Source organism: uncultured Bacillus sp., assembly GCF_958411575.1.
Lineage (GTDB): Bacteria > Bacillota > Bacilli > Bacillales > Bacillaceae > Bacillus > Bacillus spizizenii.
In genome coordinates, this window is sequence record NZ_CATYRA010000009.1 from 61,029 (window position 1) to 85,482 (window position 24,454).

General features: G+C 43.0%; 25 protein-coding genes and 3 riboswitches. Of the genes, 9 read left to right on the forward strand and 16 right to left on the reverse strand.

The annotated features are described in order from the left end of the window. Nucleotides 1-551 precede the first annotated feature (551 nt). From queF to Q5C82_RS15250, 5 genes are all read right to left on the reverse strand, one after another. Nucleotides 552-1,049, reverse strand: a complete 498-nt coding sequence (queF, locus tag Q5C82_RS15230; protein ID WP_003218613.1) for a preQ(1) synthase — start codon at nucleotides 1,047-1,049, stop codon at nucleotides 552-554. A 17-nt stretch (nucleotides 1,050-1,066) separates the two neighbouring features. Next, entirely contained in the window at nucleotides 1,067-1,798 is a 732-nt protein-coding gene (queE, locus tag Q5C82_RS15235; protein WP_003218612.1) for a 7-carboxy-7-deazaguanine synthase QueE, read from the reverse strand. After that, the gene (gene queD / locus Q5C82_RS15240; RefSeq protein WP_079996348.1) at nucleotides 1,791-2,240 is read right to left on the reverse strand and encodes a 6-carboxytetrahydropterin synthase QueD; all 450 of its coding nucleotides are present in this window, start codon (nucleotides 2,238-2,240) and stop codon (nucleotides 1,791-1,793) included. The genes queE and queD overlap by 8 nt, the downstream gene beginning before the upstream one ends. After that, the gene (queC, locus tag Q5C82_RS15245) at nucleotides 2,233-2,892 is read right to left on the reverse strand and encodes a 7-cyano-7-deazaguanine synthase QueC (RefSeq protein WP_003218610.1); all 660 of its coding nucleotides are present in this window, start codon (nucleotides 2,890-2,892) and stop codon (nucleotides 2,233-2,235) included. The genes queD and queC overlap by 8 nt, the downstream gene beginning before the upstream one ends. Before the next feature lie 128 nt (nucleotides 2,893-3,020). Beyond that, nucleotides 3,021-3,065, reverse strand: a riboswitch (PreQ1 riboswitch). Nucleotides 3,066-3,206: 141 nt separating this feature from the next. Next, nucleotides 3,207-4,250 (reverse strand): hypothetical protein, encoded by a 1,044-nt coding sequence (locus Q5C82_RS15250; protein ID WP_003218609.1) that lies wholly within the window; start codon nucleotides 4,248-4,250, stop codon nucleotides 3,207-3,209. 366 nt (nucleotides 4,251-4,616) lie between these two features. On the opposite strand from Q5C82_RS15250, the gene clpE reads away from it, so the two are divergent. From clpE to motB, 3 genes are all read left to right on the forward strand, one after another. After that, nucleotides 4,617-6,716 (forward strand): ATP-dependent protease ATP-binding subunit ClpE, encoded by a 2,100-nt coding sequence (gene clpE, locus Q5C82_RS15255; protein ID WP_003218607.1) that lies wholly within the window; start codon nucleotides 4,617-4,619, stop codon nucleotides 6,714-6,716. Between the two features lie 389 nt (nucleotides 6,717-7,105). Further along, nucleotides 7,106-7,918 (forward strand): flagellar motor stator protein MotA, encoded by an 813-nt coding sequence (gene motA / locus Q5C82_RS15260; RefSeq protein ID WP_003218605.1) that lies wholly within the window; start codon nucleotides 7,106-7,108, stop codon nucleotides 7,916-7,918. Next, on the forward strand, nucleotides 7,890-8,675 hold the full coding sequence (gene motB, locus Q5C82_RS15265; protein WP_003218604.1) for a flagellar motor protein MotB: 786 nt from the start codon (nucleotides 7,890-7,892) through the stop codon (nucleotides 8,673-8,675). Before motA ends, motB begins: the two co-directional genes overlap by 29 nt. 38 nt (nucleotides 8,676-8,713) lie before the next feature. Here motB and mhqR read toward each other — a convergent pair whose 3' ends face one another. Next, nucleotides 8,714-9,151 (reverse strand): MarR family transcriptional regulator MhqR, encoded by a 438-nt coding sequence (gene mhqR, locus Q5C82_RS15270; protein WP_003218603.1) that lies wholly within the window; start codon nucleotides 9,149-9,151, stop codon nucleotides 8,714-8,716. A gap of 192 nt (nucleotides 9,152-9,343) precedes the next feature. Here mhqR and kinD point away from each other — a divergent pair, with 192 nt between their 5' ends. Further along, complete coding sequence (gene kinD / locus Q5C82_RS15275; protein WP_044427771.1) at nucleotides 9,344-10,864, forward strand: sporulation kinase KinD; 1,521 nt, start codon at nucleotides 9,344-9,346, stop codon at nucleotides 10,862-10,864. A gap of 27 nt (nucleotides 10,865-10,891) precedes the next feature. Here the strand turns inward: kinD and Q5C82_RS15280 are convergent, their stop codons facing one another. Both Q5C82_RS15280 and spo0E read right to left on the reverse strand, forming a co-directional pair. Next, complete coding sequence (locus Q5C82_RS15280) at nucleotides 10,892-11,323, reverse strand: hypothetical protein (RefSeq protein ID WP_003218600.1); 432 nt, start codon at nucleotides 11,321-11,323, stop codon at nucleotides 10,892-10,894. Nucleotides 11,324-11,408: 85 nt separating this feature from the next. After that, nucleotides 11,409-11,666, reverse strand: coding sequence for an aspartyl-phosphate phosphatase Spo0E (gene spo0E, locus Q5C82_RS15285; RefSeq protein ID WP_003218598.1), 258 nt, complete (start codon nucleotides 11,664-11,666; stop codon nucleotides 11,409-11,411). A gap of 202 nt (nucleotides 11,667-11,868) precedes the next feature. Between spo0E and Q5C82_RS15290 the strand changes: the two genes are divergently transcribed. Then, nucleotides 11,869-12,189 (forward strand): YkvA family protein, encoded by a 321-nt coding sequence (locus tag Q5C82_RS15290; protein WP_003218596.1) that lies wholly within the window; start codon nucleotides 11,869-11,871, stop codon nucleotides 12,187-12,189. Between the two features lie 43 nt (nucleotides 12,190-12,232). On the opposite strand, the gene mtnD is transcribed toward Q5C82_RS15290, so the two are convergent. The 5 genes from mtnD to mtnE form a co-directional block, all read right to left on the reverse strand. After that, nucleotides 12,233-12,769 carry an acireductone dioxygenase gene (mtnD, locus tag Q5C82_RS15295; RefSeq protein ID WP_003218594.1) on the reverse strand — a complete coding sequence of 179 codons (537 nt, stop codon included), beginning with the start codon at nucleotides 12,767-12,769 and terminating at the stop codon, nucleotides 12,233-12,235. A 14-nt stretch (nucleotides 12,770-12,783) separates the two neighbouring features. Beyond that, nucleotides 12,784-13,413, reverse strand: coding sequence for a methylthioribulose 1-phosphate dehydratase (locus Q5C82_RS15300; RefSeq protein ID WP_003218593.1), 630 nt, complete (start codon nucleotides 13,411-13,413; stop codon nucleotides 12,784-12,786). After that, nucleotides 13,371-14,078: a 2-hydroxy-3-keto-5-methylthiopentenyl-1-phosphate phosphatase gene (gene mtnX / locus Q5C82_RS15305; RefSeq protein WP_003218592.1), complete on the reverse strand. Its 708-nt coding sequence runs from the start codon at nucleotides 14,076-14,078 to the stop codon at nucleotides 13,371-13,373. The genes Q5C82_RS15300 and mtnX overlap by 43 nt, the downstream gene beginning before the upstream one ends. Beyond that, the gene (gene mtnW, locus Q5C82_RS15310) at nucleotides 14,075-15,286 is read right to left on the reverse strand and encodes a 2,3-diketo-5-methylthiopentyl-1-phosphate enolase (protein WP_032727332.1); all 1,212 of its coding nucleotides are present in this window, start codon (nucleotides 15,284-15,286) and stop codon (nucleotides 14,075-14,077) included. Before mtnW ends, mtnX begins: the two co-directional genes overlap by 4 nt. A gap of 84 nt (nucleotides 15,287-15,370) precedes the next feature. After that, nucleotides 15,371-15,471: riboswitch (SAM riboswitch) on the reverse strand. Nucleotides 15,472-15,512: 41 nt separating this feature from the next. Continuing rightward, entirely contained in the window at nucleotides 15,513-16,706 is a 1,194-nt protein-coding gene (gene mtnE, locus Q5C82_RS15315; protein WP_003218589.1) for a methionine-glutamine aminotransferase, read from the reverse strand. Between the two features lie 94 nt (nucleotides 16,707-16,800). Here mtnE and Q5C82_RS15320 point away from each other — a divergent pair, with 94 nt between their 5' ends. The 3 genes from Q5C82_RS15320 (at nucleotide 16,801) to mtnA (ending at nucleotide 20,186) form a co-directional block, all read left to right on the forward strand. Next, nucleotides 16,801-17,580 (forward strand): carbon-nitrogen family hydrolase, encoded by a 780-nt coding sequence (locus tag Q5C82_RS15320; RefSeq protein WP_003218588.1) that lies wholly within the window; start codon nucleotides 16,801-16,803, stop codon nucleotides 17,578-17,580. Between the two features lie 83 nt (nucleotides 17,581-17,663). Continuing rightward, a riboswitch (SAM riboswitch) is annotated at nucleotides 17,664-17,818 on the forward strand. Nucleotides 17,819-17,923: 105 nt separating this feature from the next. After that, nucleotides 17,924-19,117: an S-methyl-5-thioribose kinase gene (gene mtnK, locus Q5C82_RS15325; RefSeq protein ID WP_003218587.1), complete on the forward strand. Its 1,194-nt coding sequence runs from the start codon at nucleotides 17,924-17,926 to the stop codon at nucleotides 19,115-19,117. 7 nt (nucleotides 19,118-19,124) lie between these two features. After that, nucleotides 19,125-20,186, forward strand: coding sequence for an S-methyl-5-thioribose-1-phosphate isomerase (gene mtnA, locus Q5C82_RS15330; RefSeq protein WP_003218586.1), 1,062 nt, complete (start codon nucleotides 19,125-19,127; stop codon nucleotides 20,184-20,186). A 33-nt stretch (nucleotides 20,187-20,219) separates the two neighbouring features. Here mtnA and Q5C82_RS15335 read toward each other — a convergent pair whose 3' ends face one another. The 3 genes from Q5C82_RS15335 to kinE all read right to left on the reverse strand — a co-directional run bounded on the left by Q5C82_RS15335 (nucleotide 20,220) and on the right by kinE (nucleotide 23,145). Further along, complete coding sequence (locus tag Q5C82_RS15335) at nucleotides 20,220-20,345, reverse strand: hypothetical protein (protein ID WP_003218585.1); 126 nt, start codon at nucleotides 20,343-20,345, stop codon at nucleotides 20,220-20,222. Nucleotides 20,346-20,434: 89 nt separating this feature from the next. After that, the gene (locus Q5C82_RS15340) at nucleotides 20,435-20,932 is read right to left on the reverse strand and encodes a methylated-DNA--[protein]-cysteine S-methyltransferase (RefSeq protein ID WP_003218584.1); all 498 of its coding nucleotides are present in this window, start codon (nucleotides 20,930-20,932) and stop codon (nucleotides 20,435-20,437) included. Beyond that, complete coding sequence (gene kinE, locus Q5C82_RS15345) at nucleotides 20,929-23,145, reverse strand: sporulation two-component system sensor histidine kinase KinE (protein ID WP_003218583.1); 2,217 nt, start codon at nucleotides 23,143-23,145, stop codon at nucleotides 20,929-20,931. The genes Q5C82_RS15340 and kinE overlap by 4 nt, the downstream gene beginning before the upstream one ends. Nucleotides 23,146-23,397: 252 nt before the next feature. Here kinE and Q5C82_RS15350 point away from each other — a divergent pair, with 252 nt between their 5' ends. Next, entirely contained in the window at nucleotides 23,398-24,420 is a 1,023-nt protein-coding gene (locus Q5C82_RS15350; protein ID WP_003218581.1) for an acyltransferase family protein, read from the forward strand. The last annotated feature ends 34 nt before the right edge of the window (nucleotides 24,421-24,454 follow it).

Genomic DNA, 24,454 nt, shown 5'->3' on the forward strand with positions numbered 1-24,454 from the left:
ACACTTCAAAAATTTTACAAATTGACTAATCTGCAAACATTTCAATAATATGCTTCATCATTAAACATTCCTCCTTATCTATCGTATATCTTTTGCGCCTCAAACATATGTCAGCCTAACCTCCTCCTTCAATGCGTTAAAGGAGGAGCCGTGTGTTACTCGGCTTCTCACTGCATGCTCGTTTGTCATTTGTAACCACCTCTCATAAATACAACCCCATCGTTATGTTCGATTTTGGGACATTGGGATTTAAATTTTTCACAACCGACAATATGCACATTTAATAAATGTCGCGCCATTTCCTTCCGTCATTATAACTGCGAAGTTAGATACCTGATTGGCACAACCTCTTCGTAAATAACTGCAAATAAACTTTTAAAAACGGACGTTTTCGTTGAAATTCCTCTGTTATAGCTGCGTATGTCATTCGAAAAATGGACAAAAAAATAACCCCGCCAAAAAGGCGAGGTCACTTCGGTCACACTTACGTTCATTATCGACTCTATTCTACTATATTACGAGGCACACTCCGTATCACACTTCGGAAATAATTAGCGATTATCAATCGTCTCCGGATACAAGTCATGGTTCATCATACGGTATTCGGCCATTTTCTCATACTTCGTGCCCGGCTTTCCGTAGTTTGTGTACGGGTCAATGGAAATTCCGCCTCTTGGCGTGAATTTGCCCCATACTTCAATGTAGCGCGGATCCATTAATTCAATTAAGTCATTCATGATGATGTTCATGCAGTCTTCGTGGAAGTCACCATGGTTTCTGAAACTGAACAGGTACAGTTTTAATGATTTGCTTTCAACCATTTTTTCATCAGGAATGTAGCTGATGTAAATTGTTGCAAAGTCAGGCTGTCCTGTCTTCGGGCATAAAGATGTAAATTCAGGGCAGTTGAATTTCACAAAGTAATCACGGTTTACATGTTTATTCGGGAAGGATTCCAGCACGTCCGGCGCATATTCAAATAAATAATTTGTTCCTTGGTTGCCAAGCAATGTGACACCTTCTAATTCTGATTCTTTTCTAGTCGTCATATTTATCTTCCTTTCTATTATACTCCGCGTTTGTTGCCCCATAACAGGGTGTGCAGCTGCGGAAGCACTCTGACCAGATTCAGCTCCGCGTCGACAGCTACCTTATCTACAAGCGCTTCATATTTTCCAAGCAAATGTGCAATCAGTGACTGATCGTCTGTTGTATGCACATCATCATTACCAACTTGTAAATAAAACGGGATTCCCGGGTAACGCTTGTGCACCGTTTTCGCAAACTCCAGATCTTCATCATTAAAAATGACTACCTTCAAGCTGACAGCGTGCTGTCTGTTATTCTCTTTAAGTGAAGTCAAAATGTGATCAAGCTTTTGAAAGTTTGTCACCATTTTTGAGCTTGGCGGTTTTGGAGAAATTGTCAGATCATCAATCAGCGTAAACCAATCCTGATAAACGGTCCCCTGGGTTTCGAGCGCTGCCCGGATGTTATTTTCCTTCAGCAGTTCGATAAAAGCATCCAGCTGCTTTAACAGGGCCGGGTTGCCGCCTGAGATTGTCACGTGTGAAAACGCGTCTCCCCCAATGTCCTTAAGTTCGGCAAAAATCTCCTCAGCCGTCATCCAGCGAATATCTTTTTTAGCAGACCCGTCCCAAGTAAAGGCGGAGTCACACCAGCTGCAGGAATAGTCACAGCCGGCTGTACGGACGAACATCGTTTTCTGTCCGATCACCATGCCTTCTCCTTGAATCGTCGGGCCGAAAATTTCTAATACAGGAATTCCTTTAGCCATTCAAACCACCCTTTTTCGGACGGTAGACACAGTAACTTGTCGGTGTTTCACGGACAAACACCTGTACACAGTTCGGCTTATTCTCCAATGTGTCTAAATAAGCCTGTACGTTGTCATAAATCGTTTTCGCCACGACTTCAGTTGTCGGGAGCGAATACCGGTCGTCCTGAGAAAAATCTTCATGATCATTTAAAAGCGTATGATCATAGTTTCCGTGCACCAGTTTTTTGAGCACGCTGAAATTGACAAGGAAGCCGGAGTCGTCAAGTTCGTCACCGGCAACGGTAATATTTACGGTATACGTATGCCCGTGAACCCTGCTGCACGCTCCAGCACTTTCCCGAGGGATAAAATGAGCAGCTGAGATGTGCATGTCCTTATTCAATTCAAATGAATAAGGATGCTGGGCCTGCGGATAAATTTGAGATAACAATTTATGCACGCTCTCCTTTCATCGCCATATATTCTTCATACCCTTTTGAACGAAGGTGGCATGCCGGACATTCGCCGCAGCCGTCTGCGATGATGCCGTTATAACATGTCAGCGTGTTGTTTTTTACAAAATCAAGCGCGCCAAGCTCATCTGCAAGCTTCCACGTTTCTGCCTTATTGAGCCACATGAGAGGCGTATGAATCACAAACGGTTTCTCCATCGCCAAGTTTACTGTTACATTGCAAGATTTCACGAATTCATCGCGGCAGTCAGGGTAACCGCTGAAGTCTGTCTCGCAAACTCCTGTAATAATGTGGCGCGCGCCAATTTGGTATGCCAGGATAGACGCAAAAGATAAGAATACCAAATTGCGGCCCGGAACGAATGTGGATGGCAATTCGCCGTCTTTTACTTCTATATCAATATCATTTCTTGTCAGAGCATTCGGTGCAAGCTGATTTAAAAGTGACATATCGAGCAAATGGTTTTTCACACCAAGCTTTTCTGCAATGGATTTTGCCACTTCAATTTCCTGCGAATGACGCTGATTGTAATGAAAAGTCACCGTTTCGACTTCTTCGAATTCCTTTAGAGCCCACAGTAAGCATGTGGTGCTGTCTTGACCGCCGCTAAATACGACAATTGCTTTTTCTTTTTTCATGATTCCTCTCCTTCTCCGCAATAAAAACTTTCGGCGAGAGACATCGCTACAGCTGATTCACACAAAAAAACACCTTTTCGGAAGGTGCTCTAGAAAAACATAAAAAAGGCCGTATCCAAGGATACAGCTCGTCCTTAGTTTTTTATAGAGGGTGTAGCTAGAACCTCTCCCGCATATCGAACGGATTTTCTTCAATTTTTCACTTCTGCTATCTTACCATAATGTTGTTTTTCTTGACAATAAAAAAAGTCAGCCCCTAGCTTTCCGTTCAAGCATCGTTCCGCAATGACGGCTCGCTTCATTATATATGTATGTTACAAACTGCGCCTCCGGGGAGACTTTTTGCAAATCAGGGCGCCTATGAAGGCCAAACTCACATAGCCAAACAAGGGATAAATCGTTGAAATCAGCTTGCCGTATCCAATTTGGCTCGTGATATAAGCCGTAATCATAATGGCTGCAAAGATATATTTGCTTTTCATTGGCAGAAAGCTCTGCACTTGTTTTTCCAACCCATATAGATTGCCGATAACTGATGTGAACACTTCACCGAAAATAATGAGCAAATAAATCAAATGGACAGATCGCGCAAAGAGATAAACCACTTGAGCCATCGGTATATCATACAAAAATACATCCGGGAGTGTCGACAAAGACAGAAAACTCGCGGACAGCACAATCGTCAGCATGGTGCCTCCGATTAAAGCGCCTTTTTTTATCACTTTTTCCGATGGCATTTCATTCGCCAGCGGAACCAAAACCGCTTGGGCAAGCGATAAATTCAAAGCGCCGTAAGAAACCGCTGACAACAGCCAGTCCCAGCGATGCGGCCAGACCCACTGAGCTGCGTTCCGCGACTCGCTGACAATAAAAGAGTCGGCCACCACAATCATAGAAAAGATGATCAAAAGAGGAACAACAAACACATTGACACCGAAAATGCCTTTTACCCCTTTAGTCATCACGATTAAGCTCAATCCGATTGTAATCAGCATCCCAATCTGAGCAGACATCCCCAGTTGCTCCTCAAAAAGCGCCCCTGCCCCAGAAAGCATAACAGATGTGACACCGAGGAGAACAAATAGCATAAACACATTGATAATCCGCCCAGCTGTCGCCCCGAACAAGAATATATTCATTTCTTGATATGACTTAGCATTGATTCGCTTTGAAATGATCATCAGCTTGGCCCCCAAAAACGTAAACATCCCGCCGCTGATGATAATACCGAATAAACCGAACCAGCCGAACTTCAGAAAAAACTCAACAATTTCCCTGCCAGTCGCAAATCCAGCTCCGACTACTGTGCCAACATACACAAAAGCAAGCTGACTTGCAGACCCTTTTGATTGTACCATTTCTCCCCTCCGAACGAACCGCAGTTTTGTCCATATATGCCTTTTTATAACCTATGAGACAAGTTCCTTGAAAAGACGAAGAAAACATGTTTTACTGTGTAAACAACTCAAAAATTTTTTATGCAAAAGACTTGAAAGTCAAAGATGGTCAGAGTATACTATAAATCAAAGTTGGTCAAACGAACCGGCCTTTTTTAAAAATCAATTGGTCAAAGTTGGTCAAATAGTCAGACTGCTCTGAGCATATGGTTTTGAAAGCCGATAAGTTTGCCGTATACTATTAGTCAAAGAAGGTCAAATCCAAACGACCTTTTTATTCACATTCATTGGTCAAAGAAGATCAAACTTTTAAGGAGGTTTTGGCAAATGCGTTGTCAACATTGTCATCAAAACGAGGCGACGATTCGCCTTAACATGCAAATAAATTCCGTTCATAAACATATGGTTCTATGTGAAACCTGCTATAACGAACTGACTCGTAAACCTTCAATGAGCATGGGTCCTCAATCTTTCGGTTTTCCGTTTGAACATGCATTCCAGCCGAAAGAACATAGCGCAGCAAAACAAAGCGAGAAAAAAGGATTGCTTGATGAGCTGGCTCAAAATATTACAAACGGTGCAAAAGCAGGTCTCATTGACCCCGTCATCGGCCGTGATGAAGAAGTGGCGCGCGTGATCGAAATTCTGAACCGCCGCAACAAAAACAATCCAGTTCTGATTGGTGAGCCGGGTGTAGGGAAAACCGCCATAGCCGAAGGACTTGCTTTAAAAATTGCTGAAGGTGATGTTCCAAACAAACTGAAAAACAAAGAGCTTTACTTGCTTGATGTTGCATCCCTTGTTGCAAACACAGGGATCAGAGGCCAATTTGAAGAGAGAATGAAACAGCTGATCACTGAGCTGAAAGAACGAAAAAATGTCATTCTGTTCATTGATGAAATTCATCTTCTCGTTGGCGCAGGCTCTGCAGAAGGATCAATGGACGCAGGCAACATTCTTAAACCTGCCCTTGCCAGAGGCGAACTGCAAGTCATTGGTGCGACAACACTGAAAGAATACCGTCAAATCGAAAAAGATGCCGCGCTGGAAAGACGTTTTCAGCCTGTTATGGTGCAGGAGCCTTCAATTGAACAGGCCATCCTCATTCTGCAAGGGATCAAAGACAAATATGAAGCATACCATGGCGTGACATTCAGTGATGAAGCAATCAAAGCATGTGTGACTTTATCATCCCGCTACATTCAGGACAGACACCTGCCGGATAAAGCCATTGACTTATTAGATGAAGCAGGTTCAAAAGCCAATCTGTTAATTGATGAGCTGAATGATGAAGATGCGGCTGAACGCTTAACTGCGATTGAAGCCGAAAAAACAAAAGCCCTGGAAGAAGAAAATTACGAACTGGCGGCAAAACTCCGTGATGAAGAAATTGCATTAGATAAAAAGCTGAACAGCTCTTCTGCTCATTCCGATGTCACTGTGGAAGCTGAGCACATTCAGGATATCATTGAACAAAAAACAGGCATCCCTGTCGGCAAACTGCAGGCAGATGAACAAACAAAAATGAAAGAGCTTGAAGCAAAACTTCGTGAACGCGTGATCGGACAAGAAGTCGCTGTTCAAAAAGTGGCAAAAGCGGTAAGACGAAGCCGCGCCGGATTAAAATCCAAAAACAGACCAGTCGGCTCCTTCCTCTTTGTCGGTCCTACCGGCGTAGGGAAAACAGAGCTTTCTAAAACGCTGGCAGATGAATTATTCGGCACAAAAGACGCGATCATCCGTCTCGATATGAGCGAATACATGGAGAAACACGCCGTATCTAAAATCATTGGTTCACCGCCTGGATATGTCGGCCATGAGGAAGCTGGGCAATTAACAGAAAAAGTGCGCCGCAATCCATACAGCATCGTGTTGCTGGATGAGATAGAGAAAGCGCACCCTGACGTTCAGCATATGTTCCTGCAAATTATGGAGGACGGCCGTCTGACAGACAGCCAAGGCAGAACCGTAAGCTTTAAAGACACTGTGATTATCATGACAAGCAACGCGGGTGCTGGTGAGAAACAAACGAAAGTCGGTTTCCAATCAGATGACAGTGTAATTGAAGAACAAACATTGATTGATTCACTGAGCATGTTCTTTAAGCCTGAGTTCCTCAACCGTTTTGACAGCATTATTGAGTTCCGCTCACTGGAAAAAGAACATTTGGTCAAAATCGTCAGCCTGCTGCTTGGAGAACTTGAAGAAACATTGTCAGAACGCGGCATCAGCTTGAGTGTGACAGACGAAGCGAAAGAAATACTCGCTGAGCTGGGCTATCACCCTTCATTCGGCGCCCGTCCGCTCAGAAGAACCATCCAAGAATGGATTGAGGATAAAATGACCGATCTGCTGCTTGACAATAGCGAGATCACAAGTTTTCACGTCACTGCAGAAGATCATACAATCAAAGTGCAAGCGAAATAACAATCAGCGGTTTCCTATTTAGGAAGCCGCTTTTTTGCGGATTCATACTCTTGAATGAGAAAATACCGTCCCTTCCCCCGAAGCGTTACTCTCCTTCATCCTTTACACTTTTCTTAAGGAGGGATGGAACATGTTTATATACAGTGAATATTTATTTCTATTGTTATATGAAAACCGTCTGAAGGACAGCTTACAAACAAGCTGCCAATTTCAATACCGCTAAACTCTCGGGCTTTTCAATTTCGAAAGGCCCGTTTTTGTTTATTTCTCCCTTCTATGCCTCTTCCTTGAATATTTCATGAACAAATTCACAATGTCCCTAAAGTTCCGGGCACCAAAACCGATATTAACCATAGACAAGCTAGTATAAAAAGGATTTGGTGAAAACTATGGATAAAACTTCGTTAATCGGTATTATTCTTGCTTTTGTGGCATTGAGCGTGGGGATGGTTCTGAAAGGCGTCAGTTTCAGCGCGCTTGCAAACCCAGCCGCCATATTAATTATTATCGCCGGGACTATCTCAGCAGTCGTTATTGCGTTCCCAACCAAAGAAATTAAAAAAGTGCCTGCGCTGTTTCGAGTGTTATTTAAAGAAAACAAACAGCTGACGATAGAGGAGCTCATTCCTATGTTCTCTGAATGGGCCCAGCTTGCACGCCGCGAAGGCCTGCTTGCTTTAGAAGCAAGCATTGAGGATGTAGATGACACTTTTCTGAAAAACGGGCTCAGCATGGCTGTTGACGGGCAAAGTGCGGAATTTATCAGAGATATCATGACAGAGGAAGTCGAAGCGATGGAGGACAGGCACCAAGCCGGAGCCGCTATTTTTACACAGGCGGGAACGTACGCGCCGACACTTGGAGTACTAGGCGCTGTAATCGGACTGATTGCCGCTCTTTCTCATATGGATAACACAGATGAGCTTGGACACGCTATCAGTGCAGCCTTTGTCGCCACCCTTCTCGGTATCTTTACGGGATATGTACTATGGCATCCTTTCGCAAATAAATTAAAACGCAAATCAAAACAAGAAGTAAAACTGCGTGAAGTCATGATTGAAGGTGTTTTATCCGTTTTAGAAGGACAGGCACCGAAAGTCATCGAACAAAAGCTTTTAATGTATATTCCTGCGAAGGACCGCTTGAAATTTGCAGAACAAGGAGAGGCGCAAAATGGCGAGAAAAAAGAAGAAGAAGCATGAGGACGAACACGTTGATGAATCGTGGCTCGTCCCTTACGCCGACATCCTTACTCTTCTCCTGGCATTATTTATTGTGCTGTACGCGAGCAGTTCGATCGACGCAGCTAAGTTTCAGATGCTTTCAAAATCATTTAATGAAGTCTTTACAGGCGGCACCGGCGTAATGGACTACTCCAGTGTCACCCCTCCAGAAAACGAGTCAGACGGAATCGATGAAGTTGAAAAGGATAAAGAAGAGAAAGAGAAAAACAAGAAAGAAAAAGAAAAAGCCGCTGATCAAAAAGAACTTGAAAATGTGAAGAGCCAGGTGGAAAAGTTCATCAAAGATAAAAAGCTGGAACATCAGCTGGAAACGAAGATGACTAGTGAAGGCCTTCTGATTACGATTAAAGACAGTATCTTCTTTGATTCTGGGAAAGCGACCATCCGTAAGGAAGATGTTCCGCTTGCAAAAGAGATTTCAAATCTTCTTGTGATTAATCCGCCAAGAAATATCATTATCAGCGGACATACTGATAATATGCCAATTAAAAATTCTGAATTCCAATCAAACTGGCATTTAAGCGTCATGAGAGCGGTAAACTTTATGGGGCTTCTGATTGAAAACCCTAAGCTCGATGCAAAAGTATTCAGTGCCAAGGGGTACGGTGAGTATAAACCGGTTGCTTCCAACAAAACAGCGGAAGGCCGAAGCAAAAACCGGCGTGTTGAAGTTCTCATCTTGCCGAGAGGCGCAGCGGAAACAAATGAAAAATAGTTAAAAAGGAAGCCTGTGACATATCAGGCTTCCTTTTTTTACTTATTATGAAACTGTTTTGCGTTTAATCCTACTCTTTTTAACATGTCCGTGCACATCTCTACCTCTTCTTCGCTTAATACGCTGATCATTTCATCAATTTCAGCAGCGTGATCAGGAAAAATATCATTCAAAAGACTGATGCCTTTTTCAGTGATTTGTGCAAATGTCACTCGTCTGTCTGTAGGAGACGCTTTCCGAATGAGGAGTTCTTTTTGTTCCAGCTTATCTACAACGTATGTGATGCTCCCGCTAGCCAAGAGAATTTTATCTCCTATCTGCTGCAGCGGCTGATCGCCTTTATGGTACAACAGCTCTAGTACAGCAAATTCAGTCGGATTCAGTCCATGCTTATGAATATGCTTATTCATATGATCGTTAATGGACCGATACGCGCGCGACAGCACGATAAATAACTTCAGTGATTTTTCTGTCATGTCTCAATCATCCTTTTAGAAACCGTTACAGAGAAACATTAATAAACAAAGACCGAAATGTCAATAAAAATCTTTCCAATATTTCTCTTCTTTTTTATATTATAAGCTGTTCAACATCTTTTTCTAATTTTTTTGGTTATTTTTTCTTATTAAAGAAGAAGAAACAATGATATAATACCTCTAATCAGGTGTATGTTGGAGCGATGCAAATTGAAAATACTAAAAGGCGCCTGCGGGAGAGTCAAACTTTATATGATACTGGTCGTGATTCCGGCAATCGTCATCAGCTTTTTCGTATATGAAAAAGAAAAAGATACAATAGCTGCAGAACATAAGCAAGAAGCGAGTGTCCTGCTGAACCTTCACCGCAACAAAATCAATTATTTAATCGGAGAAACAAAGGCGAGAATGACCTCCTTATCCATCGCCATTGACAGACCGGTTGATATAAAGAAAATGCAGTCGATTTTGGAAAAAACCTTTGATTCAGAGCCGAGATTTTCCGGACTGTATTTTCTAAATGCCAAAGGAGACGTCACCGCAAGCACAACAGAATTAAAAACGAAAGTAAACCTGGCCGACAGATCTTTTTTTACAAAAGCGAAGGAAACAAAAAAGACAGTCATTTCAGATAGTTATTCGAGCAGAATTACAGGCCAGCCGATTTTTACAATTTGTGTCCCTGTTTTGGACTCAAAACGAGATGTGACAAATTATCTTGTCGCAGCTATTCAAATTGATTATCTGAAAAATCTCATTAACTTACTTAGCCCTGATGTTTATATTGAAGTTGTGAACCAAGACGGAAAAATGATTTTTTCAAGCGGACAGGCCTCTCATGCAATAGATCAGAAGCCTGTCAGCGGATATCTGGATGATATCAGCTGGAATATGAAAGTATATCCGAACCCGGTTACAATAGAAGAACTGACAAAAAGCCTTGTGCTTCCGCTTTCATGTAGTATTGTTCTGCTGAATATCCTTTTTATTCTCGTGCTGTATTATTTGCTGAAGCGGCAGACACAGCTGGAGCGCTCAGAAAATGAGGCGCAAAAATTAGAGCTGATCGGAACGCTTGCTGCCAGCACAGCCCATGAAATCCGTAACCCGCTCACCGGCATAAGCGGCTTTATTCAGCTGTTGCAAAAGAAATATAAAGGTGAAGAAGATCAGCTTTACTTCTCCATTATCGAACAAGAGATAAAGCGCATTAATCAAATTGTGAGTGAGTTTCTCGTTCTCGGCAAGCCGACAGCTGAAAAATGGGAGCTGAACTCGCTTCAGGATATTATCGGTGAAATTATGCCGATCATCTATTCTGAGGGCAACCTATACAATGTTGAAGTCGAATTACAGTATTTAACTGAGCAGCCTTTACTCGTAAAATGTACCAAAGATCATATTAAACAAGTGATTTTAAATGTAGCAAAAAATGGCCTCGAGTCAATGCCTGAAGGAGGCAAACTGACGATCTCCCTGGGAGCTTTGGATAAAAAAGCCATTATCAAAGTTGTGGATAACGGTGAAGGGATTTCTCAGGAAATGCTGGATCATATCTTCCTTCCCTTTGTTACTTCTAAAGAAAAAGGAACCGGTCTCGGCCTTGTCGTATGTAAACGGATCGTTCTGATGTACGGTGGCTCTATTCATATCGAAAGTGAAGTGCGAAGAGGCACAGAGGTGACGATCACCCTCCCCGTATCCGCTTCATAGCCCCCCTGACCGTGTCAGGAGGGTTTTTTATCTTCGTGACCGGGCATTGCCAGTCGACTTGCTTGCTGTTCTGCCACAAAAGAGTATTTTGATGAAGCGGAACAGCAATTTCAGAAGCAAAAAGAACATAAAGAATACTAAAAAACCCTTTAAACCTTCCGTGGCATCTAAAAACTCCATATTCCCTCTCCCCGTCACTTTTTGCTGAATTTCAATCGCAAAAACGATAACAATGATCACTGTAACGGTGTAGATAAAGGACAAGGCTGTCATGCTCCATTTAGAAAGCCATGTAAACACAGCGTGTGTGACGCCAAAAAAGATTATGCCAAAAATGCCGATCACCCAAAAATGCATCTCTTTGTCGGTTAAATGAATGCCAAACATTCCGCATAATGAAATAAAAGCGTCATGAAATTGATTGACCATTTCAGTAATGAGAATCGCCAGTTCTTTCATCAGTTCCCTCTTTCATATGAATTTTTCCAGAAAAAAAGAGCGCTTCTGAAAAGCTCTCTCTTTATATATGCATTTGATAGTGCCACTATTTATTTGCATCATATGCTGGCATAACATCTCTGCGGGGCCACAAGCCTAATTTCTTAACAAGGCCTTGAATCCCTTGAGAATGTTCGTTTTCTTGCATGAGCTGGTGATATTCATTTATTAAACAATCCAGCTCCTGACTGTGTCTGATCGTGTCATGCCCTGTAAATCCCTGCTTTCTAGCGGCATCTATCATTAACTTTCTTTTTTCATCAATAGACACCAACAATCTTTCTTGTTCAGAAGAACCGCCCATTCACTTCACCCCTCGCCGCTAAGAAATAGGAAACAAGTTTGATTGGGTTATTGTGCATTATTACAGATTATACTTTATTTGTAAACATATTTTCATTAAATAAGTTATTTTTTCAGGTATAATAGATATATTGATAGGATTAGAAGAACAATACCCAGGTGAAGAATATCTTAAACACGCCGTCAGACAGGAGGTATGCCCGATGAAGAAAAAGAAAGCAATGATTCTCGGAGCTGCAGGCGGAAAAGCGATGTTAAAAAGAAAAAACCGAAAAAAATGTATCCAGTACATCACTATTTTTTTTCAGATGCTTCGCGATTGGAGAAACGGTGACTATCCCCGTTCCCAGGTTAAAACGCTTTTTCTTCTAACTGCTGCCATCTTATATATCGCCATGCCGCTCGATATCATTCCAGATGTTATACTTGGTCTTGGGATCATTGACGATGCAGCTGTTTTAGGTTTGATTTGGATGCTGATTAAAAAAGAAATGTCACAATATGAAAAATGGCGTTTGCAATAAATATAAAAAGCCCCGTTCTTTCTTCGAACGGGGCTTATCCTGCTTATTGATTCACGCTGTCTTTTTCATAAATTGGAACCCAGCCTTCAGTTGTGACAAAGATTCTTACCGCGACAACTTTGCGGTCCTCCTGGAGTGTGAAGTAATGGCGAATATTTTCAGGCACGGAGATTAAATCTCCAGGGTTTAAACGGACATCAAAAAACGTGCCATCCTTGCCCTGAATGACAAAAATGCCGTGTCCGCTTACGATAAAACGGACCTCATCGTCTGTATGGTGATGCTCTCTTTTAAAGTTCTCAAGCAGTTCATCAAGTTTCGGATTGCTGTCTGACAAAGAAATAACATCCTGTGCTTTGTATCCGCGGCGGGCTGAGATATCTTTAATTTCAGTTTCAAAGGTATTAAGGATTTGCTGTTTTTCTTCTTCTGTCAGATCATATTTCTCTGAAAGCTGTTCCGGGAGCTTCGCGATATCCCATTGCTCATAAATAACCTCTTGACTGTCCAGAAAACTTGCTACTTCCTCTTGATTTTCAATCGTTGTATTTGCCTCATCATGAATACGAATTGTTGCCATTTCAGTTCCTCCTTTTATTTAACCAGCTGGTGCTGGAGTGTTTTCAATTTCAAATGGTAGCTGAACAAAAATTCATATGCTTCAAGTACTTTTTTTGCTTCAAATGCTGTTCTTCCCCAAGCGGTAATACCGTGATTTCGGATCAGAACAGCTCCTGAATCTTCTGAAATCTCTTCCGCAAACAGTGCCGCGAGCGTCGGAATATGAGCCGGATTTTCAATGATCGGAATGGTCACTTCTGCATTCTCTTCCCACAAGCCGAGCGCTTTTATTATTTCCTGGCCTCTGAATGTGATTTTCTTTTGATCTCCGTATAGCTCTGAGATCACATTATTGTTTACCGTATGAACATGCAGGCAGCATCCGGCATTGGTTTTGTTGTACAAATGTGTATGCAAAAGCGTTTCCGCTGACGGTTTCAGAGAATGCCCGCTTTCGGCCGGCTCTCCGTTTAGATCCACCAGCAGAAAATCTTCATCCGTTTCTTTTCGTTTATCTTTTCCGCTTGCGGTTACAAGAAATGTTAAAGGCTCATCAGAAACCTTAATAGACAGATTGCCGCTAGTCGCCGGAAACCAATCTCTTTCTGCCAATTCCCGTTTTACTTCAGCAAGTTCTCTCCAGCGTTCTTGTTTTGCAGCCATTCCTGTACCTCCGTTACATTCTCAATATCTTTTCTTATCTCATAAAAATCTTGATACGGGAGATAATTCAGGTTCCGCTCCCGGCATTCGTTTAATAAATAATCCCTTGCAAAGCAAAGGTCAGACAGCTTTGCCGCCTCCACATCTGTAACCGAATCACCGATCATGATGATATATTGGTTCGGTTCAGCGAGTTCATGTATCACTGACGGCTTGCAGCACCCGCATTGATTTCTGCAAGTCCCTTTGCAAGAATGAGGCCAGTCAATATGAATATAGTCACTGTCAAATGAAGCATGGTTGCAATAAATATGGTCTTTCTCCACAATGCCTTCAAGCAAAGGATACACAAAAAAGTCCATTCCTCCGCTTACGATATAAAACGGAAGCTCATGCTCCTTGACAAACGCTACAAATTCCCGAAAGCCTTCCCTAATTTTTGCATCTTCCAATACATATCTTGTAATCTCTTCTTTTAATCTGCTTGGCAGAAGGCCGAACATCCGTCCGACACCTTCCTTTATCGACAGCGTTTTGGATAATACGCCGTCTTTTAATGCCGTCCACTCCGGTGGAGCAAATGTTTTCATGATGCTTATAATGTTGTCGTTCATCGTGATGGTTCCGTCAAAATCACAAATAATTAAAGGCTTTCGAGTCGTCATACAGCTTCAACCTTTCCCCATTTATCAAGGGCAAGCTTTAGATCCTTGCATTGTTCAGCTTTTTCATCTATCGGCTGGGCTTCTAAGACCGCATCAATTATGGCTCTGAACGCTTTGCCCCCGCCTTGGGCACCGTTCGGATGTCCGTGTACGCCTCCCCCGGCGTTAATAATATGATCTATACCGAAATCCCGCATTAAAAGTGGAACCATACCGGGATGAATGCCTGCTGACGGAACGGCAAATGTTTGGTTAAAGGCATCCTCTCTCACACATTCTTCGTGAATCGCCAGCGCATCTTCTTTTGGAAGCGCAACCGAACCGTATGGAGATGGGAAGAGACTAAAGTCAGCACCGCAATACCGGTTCAATTTTCCGAGCAAAAGAGCGTGAGAAAATCCGTAGAACGGAGAAGACGTAAACGCCCCGCTGACAGCTGGATGTGCCATAATCGGGATTGCGATTTCAGGATCTTCCGCTAGGCTTTGCATGACGTCCAAGCCGTAAGCGAAGACATTAAACAAAAGCGCATCCGCTCCCAATTCGGCAGCGCGTCTCGCTTTGTCTTTCAGATCAGCCGTACGTCCAGTCAAATTGACCGCATACAGCGTTTTATGCCCGGTTTGCTCATACGTTTCTTTCAATATTTGCTTTCCTTCTGTAATTCTTGTTTCAAAAGGCGCCAGACCTGTCTCAAAGAAAATTTCATCGTCCTTAATCAAATCAACTCCGCCCAGCGCCTGCTGTCTGAGCTGTTCTTTAATATCACTCAGGTCCCTTCCGATAACCCCTTTAAATATGCTCATTAACAGCGGTCTCTCAAACTCTCCCAGCAGCTTCCGAATGCCGTATACACCAAACTTCGGTCCCGGCAGCGTGCACTTAAATGCTTCAGAGAAGTGAAGGTCGAGTAATTTGATTTTTCCGTCCAGCGACAGCTTGCCAAACACTGTTGTCAGCAAAGCCGGAATATCCTGAGAGAAATTGATTTCAGGATAGGCAATTGTGATCACCGCTTGTTTTGCAGGAGTTCCCTCTCTTTCCTCTACCCTTATCACCCGTCCCTTGTGCTTTTGCATTTGCTCATGTTTCACAAGGGGCAGATCTGTCCATGAGCCTACTGTCAATCCTGTTGCGATTTGTTCTGCTTTCTTCTCTGTATCGGCTCCCGGTTCGGTCAGGAGATAAGTTGCTATTAACTCACTCATGCCAGAGCTCCTTTCATTTTCATCCATATAAAAAAACCTCTTCAAACAGCAATCGCGTCTAAAGAGGTTTCGTTTCTCGTCCGAATCTTATCTCTCAGCCGCCAGCTGCAAGAATTAGCACCGTGCTTTATAAGTCGGTTGCCGGGCTTCATCGGGCTCGTCCCTCTGCCTGCTCTTGATAAGAAAATATAGATTTTATAAATTATTTTGAATTATCCCATCGTTATCAGATCTTGTCAATGCTTTTTTGGGTAAACAGGTTCAGCTTCCCAATTCGATAAGCGGCTTCTTTGAGTCTTTCTTCACTTGTCAGCAGTCCGACTCTGACGTAGCCCTCGCCATATTCACCGAAGCCGTTTCCAGCCGCAACCGCCACATTCGCTTTTTCGAGCAAAAGGTCTGAGAACTGCTCGGAAGTATAGTCTTCAGGCACAGGCAGCCATGCAAAAAATGAACCTGCAGGAGCTGTCACATCCCAGCCGATTTCCCGGCATGCCGCAATCCAAGCGTTTCGCCTGCTCTCATATCGGGCATTTTGCTCCGCTACACACGTCTGATCAGCTAGCAGTGCCTTCGTTGCAGCCTCCTGAGTCGCTCTGAAAAGACTGACAAACATATGGTCTTGATAAAGATTGATCGCTTCAATGACCGAAGCGTTACCGACAGCGAAGCCGACCCGCCACCCTGCCATGTTATACGTTTTTGACAGCGTGTAAATTTCAATTCCGATATCCTTCGCACCTTCAGTCTGCAAAAAGCTTAACGGCTTGCAGCCGTCAAATCCTACAGCGCCGTAAGCAAAATCGTGAACGACACAGATTCCGTTCTCTTTCGCAAAACTCACGGTTTCTTCAAAAAACTCGGAGGTAGCAACAGCCCCAGTCGGATTATTCGGATAATTCAAATACATCAATTTCGCCTGTTCCCTCACTTCAGCGGCGATACTGCTGTAATCAGGAAGAAACGCCCTATCCTTTACGAGCGGCATCATTTCCATCTTCGCTTTCGCAAGTGTAACACCTGACCAGTAATCAGGATAGCCCGGATCCGGAACTAAAATCGTATCACCTGGATTCAACAAGCATTGCGGGAGCTCGACCAGACCGGCTTTCCCGCCGAATAATACAGCGACTTCAGTTTCTGGGTCAAGATCAATGCCGTATTCTCGCTTATAAAATGCTGCTGCGGCTGATTTCAGGCTGTATGAGCCGCGAAAAGACGAATATTTATGATTTTCAGGATCAGCAACGGCTCGTTTCATTTCCTCGACGATATGTTCCGGAGTCGGCTGATCCGGATTTCCCTGTCCGAGATTGATAACGTCGTGTCCTTCTGAGAGCTTTCGGTTCACTTTCTGCACCAAAGAAGCGAAGAATTGTTTAGGCAATTCCTTCAATACATGAGACTGTTCAAATTTCATCTATTCTCACCTTCTAAAAAAATCTTGAAATGATAGTCCATCATCATATATGGTTAAATGAAAAAAGTAAAGAAAAATTTGGGGTGTTAAAAAGATGAAATGGACGATATCTTGTCTTCAATTTGATATTTCATACGGTAAACCTTCGGAAAATATAAAAAAGGCTGAATTTTTGATTGAAAAAGAAAGCAAACATGCTGATGTTCTTGTTCTTCCTGAATTATGGACGACCGGATATGACTTGGCCAACCTTGATAAGCTCGCTGATGAAGACGGGCATTCTGCTCAGAGCTGGCTGCAAAAAACCGCAAAAAAACACGGGGTTCATATTGTCGCAGGATCTGTTGCTGTCAGAAAGGGTTCTGATGTTTATAATACAATGTTCATCGCAGATAAGGAAGGACGAATCATTAAAGAGTACAGCAAAGCCCATCTTTTTCAGCTGATGGATGAGCATGTGTATTTATCAGCCGGTTCCGAGGATGGATACTTCGAGCTTGAAGGCGTCAAAAGCTCAGGACTGATCTGTTATGATATCCGTTTTCCGGAATGGATCAGAAAACATACGACAAAAGGCGCTAACGTGCTGTTCATTTCTGCGGAATGGCCCCTGCCCCGTCTTGATCATTGGAAAAGCCTGCTTATTGCCCGGGCCATTGAAAATCAATGCTTTGTCGCTGCCTGCAATTGTACCGGTTCAAATCAAGATAATGAATTTGCCGGGCATAGCCTGATTATTGACCCTTGGGGACGTATATTGGCCGAGGGCGGCCGTGAAGAAGGCATTGTCAGAGCGGAAATTGACCTTCAAGAAAGCGTTGACGTGCGGGGAAAAATTCCTGTTTTTGATGATATCAGAAAAGATTTATATTAAAAAATATATTGACAATTCAATCAAACACCTGTTACTATGTTCATCAACTGATAAATTAGAATTGTTTAACAAGTGAATATATTCTCTTATCGAGAGTTGGGCGAGGGATTGGCCTTTTGACCCCAACAGCAACCGACCGTAATTCCATTGTGAAATGGGGCGCATCTTCTTGGCGCCGAGACTGAGGTCTCGTAAGGCACGGTGCTAATTCCATCAGATTTGATCTGAGAGATAAGAGAGGCGGGACATGATTGTTAAGCCTCCTTCTCTCTGAGAAGGAGGCTTTTTTACGGCCATTCTGCGGCACACATATCAAGAGATTACATAATTGGAGGTTATGACAATGGCAGTCACAAAAACACCTTTATACGAAACGTTAAATGAAAGCTCCGCTGTGGCGCTGGCAGTGAAGCTTGGCTTATTTCCAAACAAAAGCACGCTGACATGCCAGGAGATCGGCGACGGCAACTTAAATTACGTTTTTCATATTTATGATCAAGAACATGACAGAGCTTTGATCATTAAACAGGCAGTTCCATATGCAAAAGTCGTTGGAGAAAGCTGGCCGCTGACAATCGATCGCGCAAGAATCGAAAGCAGCGCTCTCATCCGTCAAGGCGAGCATGTCCCTCATCTGGTTCCAAGAGTGTTTTATTCTGATACAGAAATGGCGGTTACCGTCATGGAGGATCTCTCTCACCTGAAAATCGCAAGAAAAGGACTCATTGAGGGTGACCATTATCCGCATCTGTCACAGCACATCGGTGAATTTTTAGGAAAGACCCTTTTCTATTCATCAGATTACGCGCTTGAACCCAAGGTGAAAAAACAGCTTGTTAAACAGTTTACAAATCCGGAGCTGTGCGACATTACAGAAAGACTTGTCTTTACAGACCCTTTCTTTGACCATGACACAAATGATTTTGAAGAAGAGCTTCGTCCTTTTGTTGAGAAGCTCTGGAAAAATGACAACGTCAAAATCGAAGCCGCAAAGCTGAAAAAGTCATTTTTAACATCGGCAGAAACGCTGATTCATGGTGATTTGCATACAGGAAGCATTTTTGCCAGCGAACATGAAACAAAGGTGATTGATCCTGAATTTGCTTTTTACGGACCGATCGGCTTTGATGTAGGCCAATTTATCGCCAACTTATTTTTGAACGCACTCGGCCGTGACGGGGCTGACAGAGAGCCGTTATATCACCATGTCAAGCAGGTCTGGGAAACATTTCAAGAGACATTCATTGAAGCCTGGGAGAAGGACAGTCTGGATGTTTACGCCAAAATTGACGGTTATCTTACTGATACGCTCAGTCATATTTTTGAAGAGGCGATCGGGTTTGCGGGCTGTGAACTGATACGCCGCGCGATCGGCCTTGCCCATGTGGCTGATCTGGATACAATCGTGCCATTTGATAAACGAATCGGCAGAAAACGGCTGGCGCTCGAAACCGGCACAGCCTTTATCGAAAAACGTTCGGAATTCAAAACGATAACGGATGTTATTGAATTATTTAAGTTACTTGTAAAGGAATGATCCATTCATGACCCATTCATTTGCTGTTCCCCGTTCTGTTGAATGGAAGGAAACAGCCATTACCATTTTAAATCAGCAAAAGCTTCCTGACGTGACGGAATATGTGGAGCTGACGACGAAAGAGGATGTATTTGACGCAATTGTCACGCTCAAAGTAAGAGGCGCCCCGGCCATCGGCATTACGGCTGCCTTCGGACTTGCGCTTGCTGCAAAAGACATTGAAACAGATGATGTCACGGAATTCCGCCGCAGACTGGAAGATATCAAACAATATTTAAACAGCTCACGGCCTACCGCCATTAATTTATCTTGGGCGCTTGAGAGACTGAGTCATTCAATCGAAAACGCCATTTCCGTAAATGAAGCAAAAACAAACCTTGTCCATGAAGCGATCCAGATTCAGGTCGAGGATGAGGAAACGTGCCGGATGATCGGCCAAAACGCCTTGCAGCTATTCAAAAAAGGTGACCGGATTATGACGATCTGCAATGCCGGCTCTATCGCGACAAGCCGCTATGGAACGGCGCTCGCTCCATTTTACCTGGCCAAACAAAAGGATTTGGGCCTGCATATTTATGCCTGTGAAACAAGGCCTGTCCTTCAAGGTTCACGTCTGACTGCGTGGGAGCTGATACAGGGAGGCATTGATGTCACTCTGATCACAGACAGCATGGCCGCCCATACGATGAAGGAAAAACAAATTTCCGCTGTCATCGTCGGAGCCGATCGAATTGCAAAGAACGGTGATACGGCAAATAAAATCGGAACATACGGTCTCGCGATTTTAGCAAACGCCTTTGATATTCCGTTTTTTGTCGCCGCACCTTTATCTACATTTGATCCAAAAGTGAAATGCGGCGCTGATATCCCGATAGAGGAACGAGATCCTGAGGAAGTAAGACAGATTTCCGGAGTCCGGACGGCTCCATCCGATGTGCCTGTCTTTAATCCCGCTTTTGACATTACACCTCATGATCTTATTTCAGGAATCATCACAGAAAAAGGGATTATGACCGGTAACTACGAAGAAGAAATTGAACAGCTGTTTAGAGGCGAAAAGGTTCATTAAAAAACCGCTGGACTTTGCTCATTTCGGGCCGAGTCAGCGGTTTTTTTGTTTGTTTTTATTGATATTGATGATTTCATCTTTTTGAGCGCTGGATAAAATATGCAGTTTCACAAACAGTTTGGCAAAAACGGCAATTTTCTCAGAGCGGCTCGGCTTCAATTGCTTTGTCCTCCTTTTTCATCAGACCAACTTTTTTAACTTAATAAAATGATATGTCGGCCGTGAAAAAAGGGAACGTGCCATATGTTTTATTTTTCTTTATAGGAGATTTGCTCGATGTTCAGCAAAAATGCTTTGATATCGGTTTTGCTCCCAGCATACCCCGTTAACGCGCTGTTTTTGCCGATCACTCTGTGGCACGGGACAAAAATTGGCAAGTCGTTACGTTTATTAGCCTGTCCGACTGCGCGCACCGCTTTCGGACTGCCGACCGCAGCGGCAATGTCAGCATAGCTTCGGGATTCTCCGTATGGTATCATCGCCAGCGCCTCCCACACTTTTTGCTGAAAAGGAGTGCCTTTTTGGCTCAGCGGCAGTGAGAATGTCTTTCTTTCGCCGGCGAAGTATTCATGAAGCTGTTTTTTCGCTTCTGCCAGGTAAGGTGTTTCCTTGTGCTCTGTATGCTGAACGGTTTCTTTCCAATCCATCCAATCTTCCTGACTGAGAAATAGACGGGTGATTTGGCCACCCTCTTCGGCAATTATGAGTTCCCCGAGCGGCGTTTCCGCTGTCGTGTAGTAGTTCATTCATCAATCCTTCTTTCTTCAGCATTCTGTCTGACGGGAAGCGTAAGGTGGAAAACGGTGCCCTTCCCTTCTTCACTTTCTACCATGATTTCGCCTTGATGTTCTTCAATAATTTTATAGCTTACCATAAGCCCAAGTCCAGTTCCCCGTTCCTTTGTCGTATAAAACGGTTCACCAAGGCGCTTTAATTTATCTTCTGTCATTCCGATTCCCTCGTCTCTTAAGGAGATGAGAACATGATCTTGATCCAGTGTCCTTATCGTCACAAAAATGTTTCCGCCGTCAGGCATTACTTCGATGGCATTTTTCAATATATTGATAAATACCTGTTTCAGCTGATTCGGTTCACAGTAGATCGGGGGAATGTCGTCAATTAAATCAAGATGGATTTGTACGTTGCTTAAATTGGCTTGCGCGTTTAGAAGATCTATGGTGTCTCTCATAATTTGGGTAACATGTTTTTCTTCATACATAATGGCCTGGGGCTTGGCTAAAATCAAGAATTCGGTGATGATGGATTCGATGCGCTTTAGTTCTGAGGTGATCACGTTGAAGTAAAGGGCGTAGTCTCCCTCCACACTTCCTTTCAGGAGCTGAATGAAGCCTTTAAGAGCTGTCATCGGATTTCTGATTTCATGAGCGATACCGGCAGCGAGTTCGCCGACAACATGAAGGGTATCTGACTTGCGCAGGCGTTCCTCCAGTTCTTTTCGCTCCGTTACGTCTTTAAAGATAGCCAGGTTCATATTTTGAATAATATTTCGTTTAAATGAGAATTCCAATTTTCTGTTGTCACTGCTGCTCAGCAAAAATGGAATTTCGTTGTCCATTTCGTCAAAATTAATCTGTCTTGCCGGTGATGCAAGATTTTCTATTTCATACGAAGAAATAATATCTAACAGGCTATGCTGTTTAATCTCTTCATGTGACAGGCCTAAAATATGGCTTGCTAACGGGTTGGCGTCGATGATCCTGTATTGATTGTCGAACAATACATTGCCGTCCATTGAGCCGTTGAACACTTTTCTGAATTTCAGCTCACTTTCCCGAAGCTCCTTTTCCATCCGCTTTCTATCACTGACATTTCTTAAAATCGTCAAGTGCTGGTTCTCTAATATTGTCCGCTTTGAAGTAAATTCAAGTTCTTTGAACTGCCCATTCCCCATTTGAAACAGCAGCTCTTCTCTGATCTCTCCGTATTTTGCGTATTTCCTCTTCGTTATGCTGTATTTCTGCTGCGAGTCAACGAGAAAATCACACAGCCTTCGTTTCAACAGCAAATTCATCGGCAGCTCAAAGATTTTACAGGCTGACTGATTCGCCTTCACGATTCTTCCGTCATTCGACCAGATAATTATAGCATCCATCGCATTTTCAAATATTTCTCTGAAGCGCTCCTCACTTTTAAAGAGCTGCAGCTCCATAGACCGCTTCTCCGTGATATCCCTCATAATGGACATATAAAACCCGCTGATGATGTTTGATGTAATCGTGAATTCAAATAGCTTTTGAACTCCTGAACGAAGCTTGACGGGCAGCTCTCCCTTTGCTTTTCCCTTGCGGTTGAGCGTTTTCCAGATATTATCGAAATCTTTTCGTGAGCCGCTGTCTATGAACTCATATAACGATAAATGAGATAGCTCATTTTGATTGATTTGAAAACTTTTACAGAAGGACAAATTGGCATCAATAAAACCGCCATCTTTATCAAAAAGGACGATTCCGTCAACAGCTCTGTCAAACAAGTCTTTAAAAAGCTGTTCATTCATAGAGAATTCCCGCTCCAGAATTTTCTTTGAAGATATGTCTCTCATGACAACAAAAAAGAAATCCTCGCCAATCCCTCTTTTGGCCAGAAACTCTATGTATTTTGTCGCCCCGCCATCAAGCCTGATCGGGACCTCCTTCCATAGGAAACCTTTTTTAAAAAACTTCTTTACAGCATGATTCAGTTCATCCTTTGGGATTGAAAACAAAAAATCCAAAACGGAACGCTTTTTCAAATCTTCCGAATCAACTTGAAGCATCCTCTCTGTTGCTTCATTCGCCTGAACGATTCGCATTTCATTATCACATATAAAAATAGCATCGAGCGTATTGTTGACAATCACTTGATGCTGATTCAATTCCTTTTTCAGCCGGGCATTTTCTTCTTTGAGACGCTTCAGTTCTTCCCGCAGCTCCGAATTTGTCTGGACACCAAGAGTTTCCATGCGTGTACACTCCTTCTTCAAAACCTATCCCTCAATATTTCTACAAAATGCGGGAACTTCCTTCATTTGCCCTATAAATTTCAGAAAATTTCAGCGCGATTACATAACGAAGACATTTTCTACGATCCTTACCGCCACTTTACATCGTCCTAACAATCAGCCATTTTTTCAATTCCTTTTTCATCTTTTATTTTAAAATATATACCAGCAGGGAATAATCTCTTAGTGACTGATTAAAGAGAAGGTGATGCTATGAGTAAATCGCGGGACAGTTATTTCGATAATGCAAAATTCTTATTGATATTCCTTGTTGTATTCGGGCATATTCTTCGTTCCTTTATTAATGATAACAACTTTATGCTTTACCTCTACAAGTTCATTTACACATTCCACATGCCTGCCTTTATTCTCGTATCCGGTTATTTCGCAAAAGGCTTTAAACGCGCGGGATATGTGAAAAAGCTGGCGGTCAAGCTGATTATTCCGTATTTGATTTTCCAAATCATCTATTCTGTCTTCTATTACATTATGCAAGACGAAAGCATGGCAAATGTGAATCCGATTGATCCGCAATGGTCGTTATGGTTTCTCGTAAGCTTATTTTTTTGGAACCTGCTGCTTTATCCTTTTTCAAAGCTTTCAAAGCTGTGGGCGCTGTTTGTCAGCTGCGGAATTGCCGTGCTGATCGGCTATTTAGACTTTGTCAGCAGCACGCTGAGCCTGTCGCGGACATTTGTATTCTTACCGATGTTCCTTGTCGGATTTTATTTAAATAAACATCATTTTGATTTATTGAGATCAAAACGAGGCAAACAAATTGCGCTCGGGGTACTGGCCGCCGTATTCGTCATCTGCTGGGGCATCGACTTTGACTATTCTTTTCTGTTTGGTTCAAAACCGTATTCTTCATTTGGAGACGTTACCTTGGCAAGCGGTCTTTCCCGAATCGGCTGGTATGTACTCGCCTTTGCGGCGACCTTCAGCTTTTTAGCACTCGTTCCGCAAAAACGGTTCTTCTTTACGAAATGGGGAACCCGGACATTTTACGTGTATTTGCTTCATGGGTTTATTATTAAAACATTGAGACAGTTCGGGCTTGAGGATTCGCTTACTGACTATCAGAGCCTAGTGATTCTCTTACTTTTAACAGCAGCCCTGACATCAGTACTCTCCAGCAATTTTGTTAAGACAGTTGCTCAGCCCTTCATTGAGCTGAGAATGACCAGCTTATTGCAATTGGTCAGAGGCACGGGCAAAAATGCTTATTTAAAATAGAAAAGCACCTCTTAAGCGAGACTTCGCCTAAGAG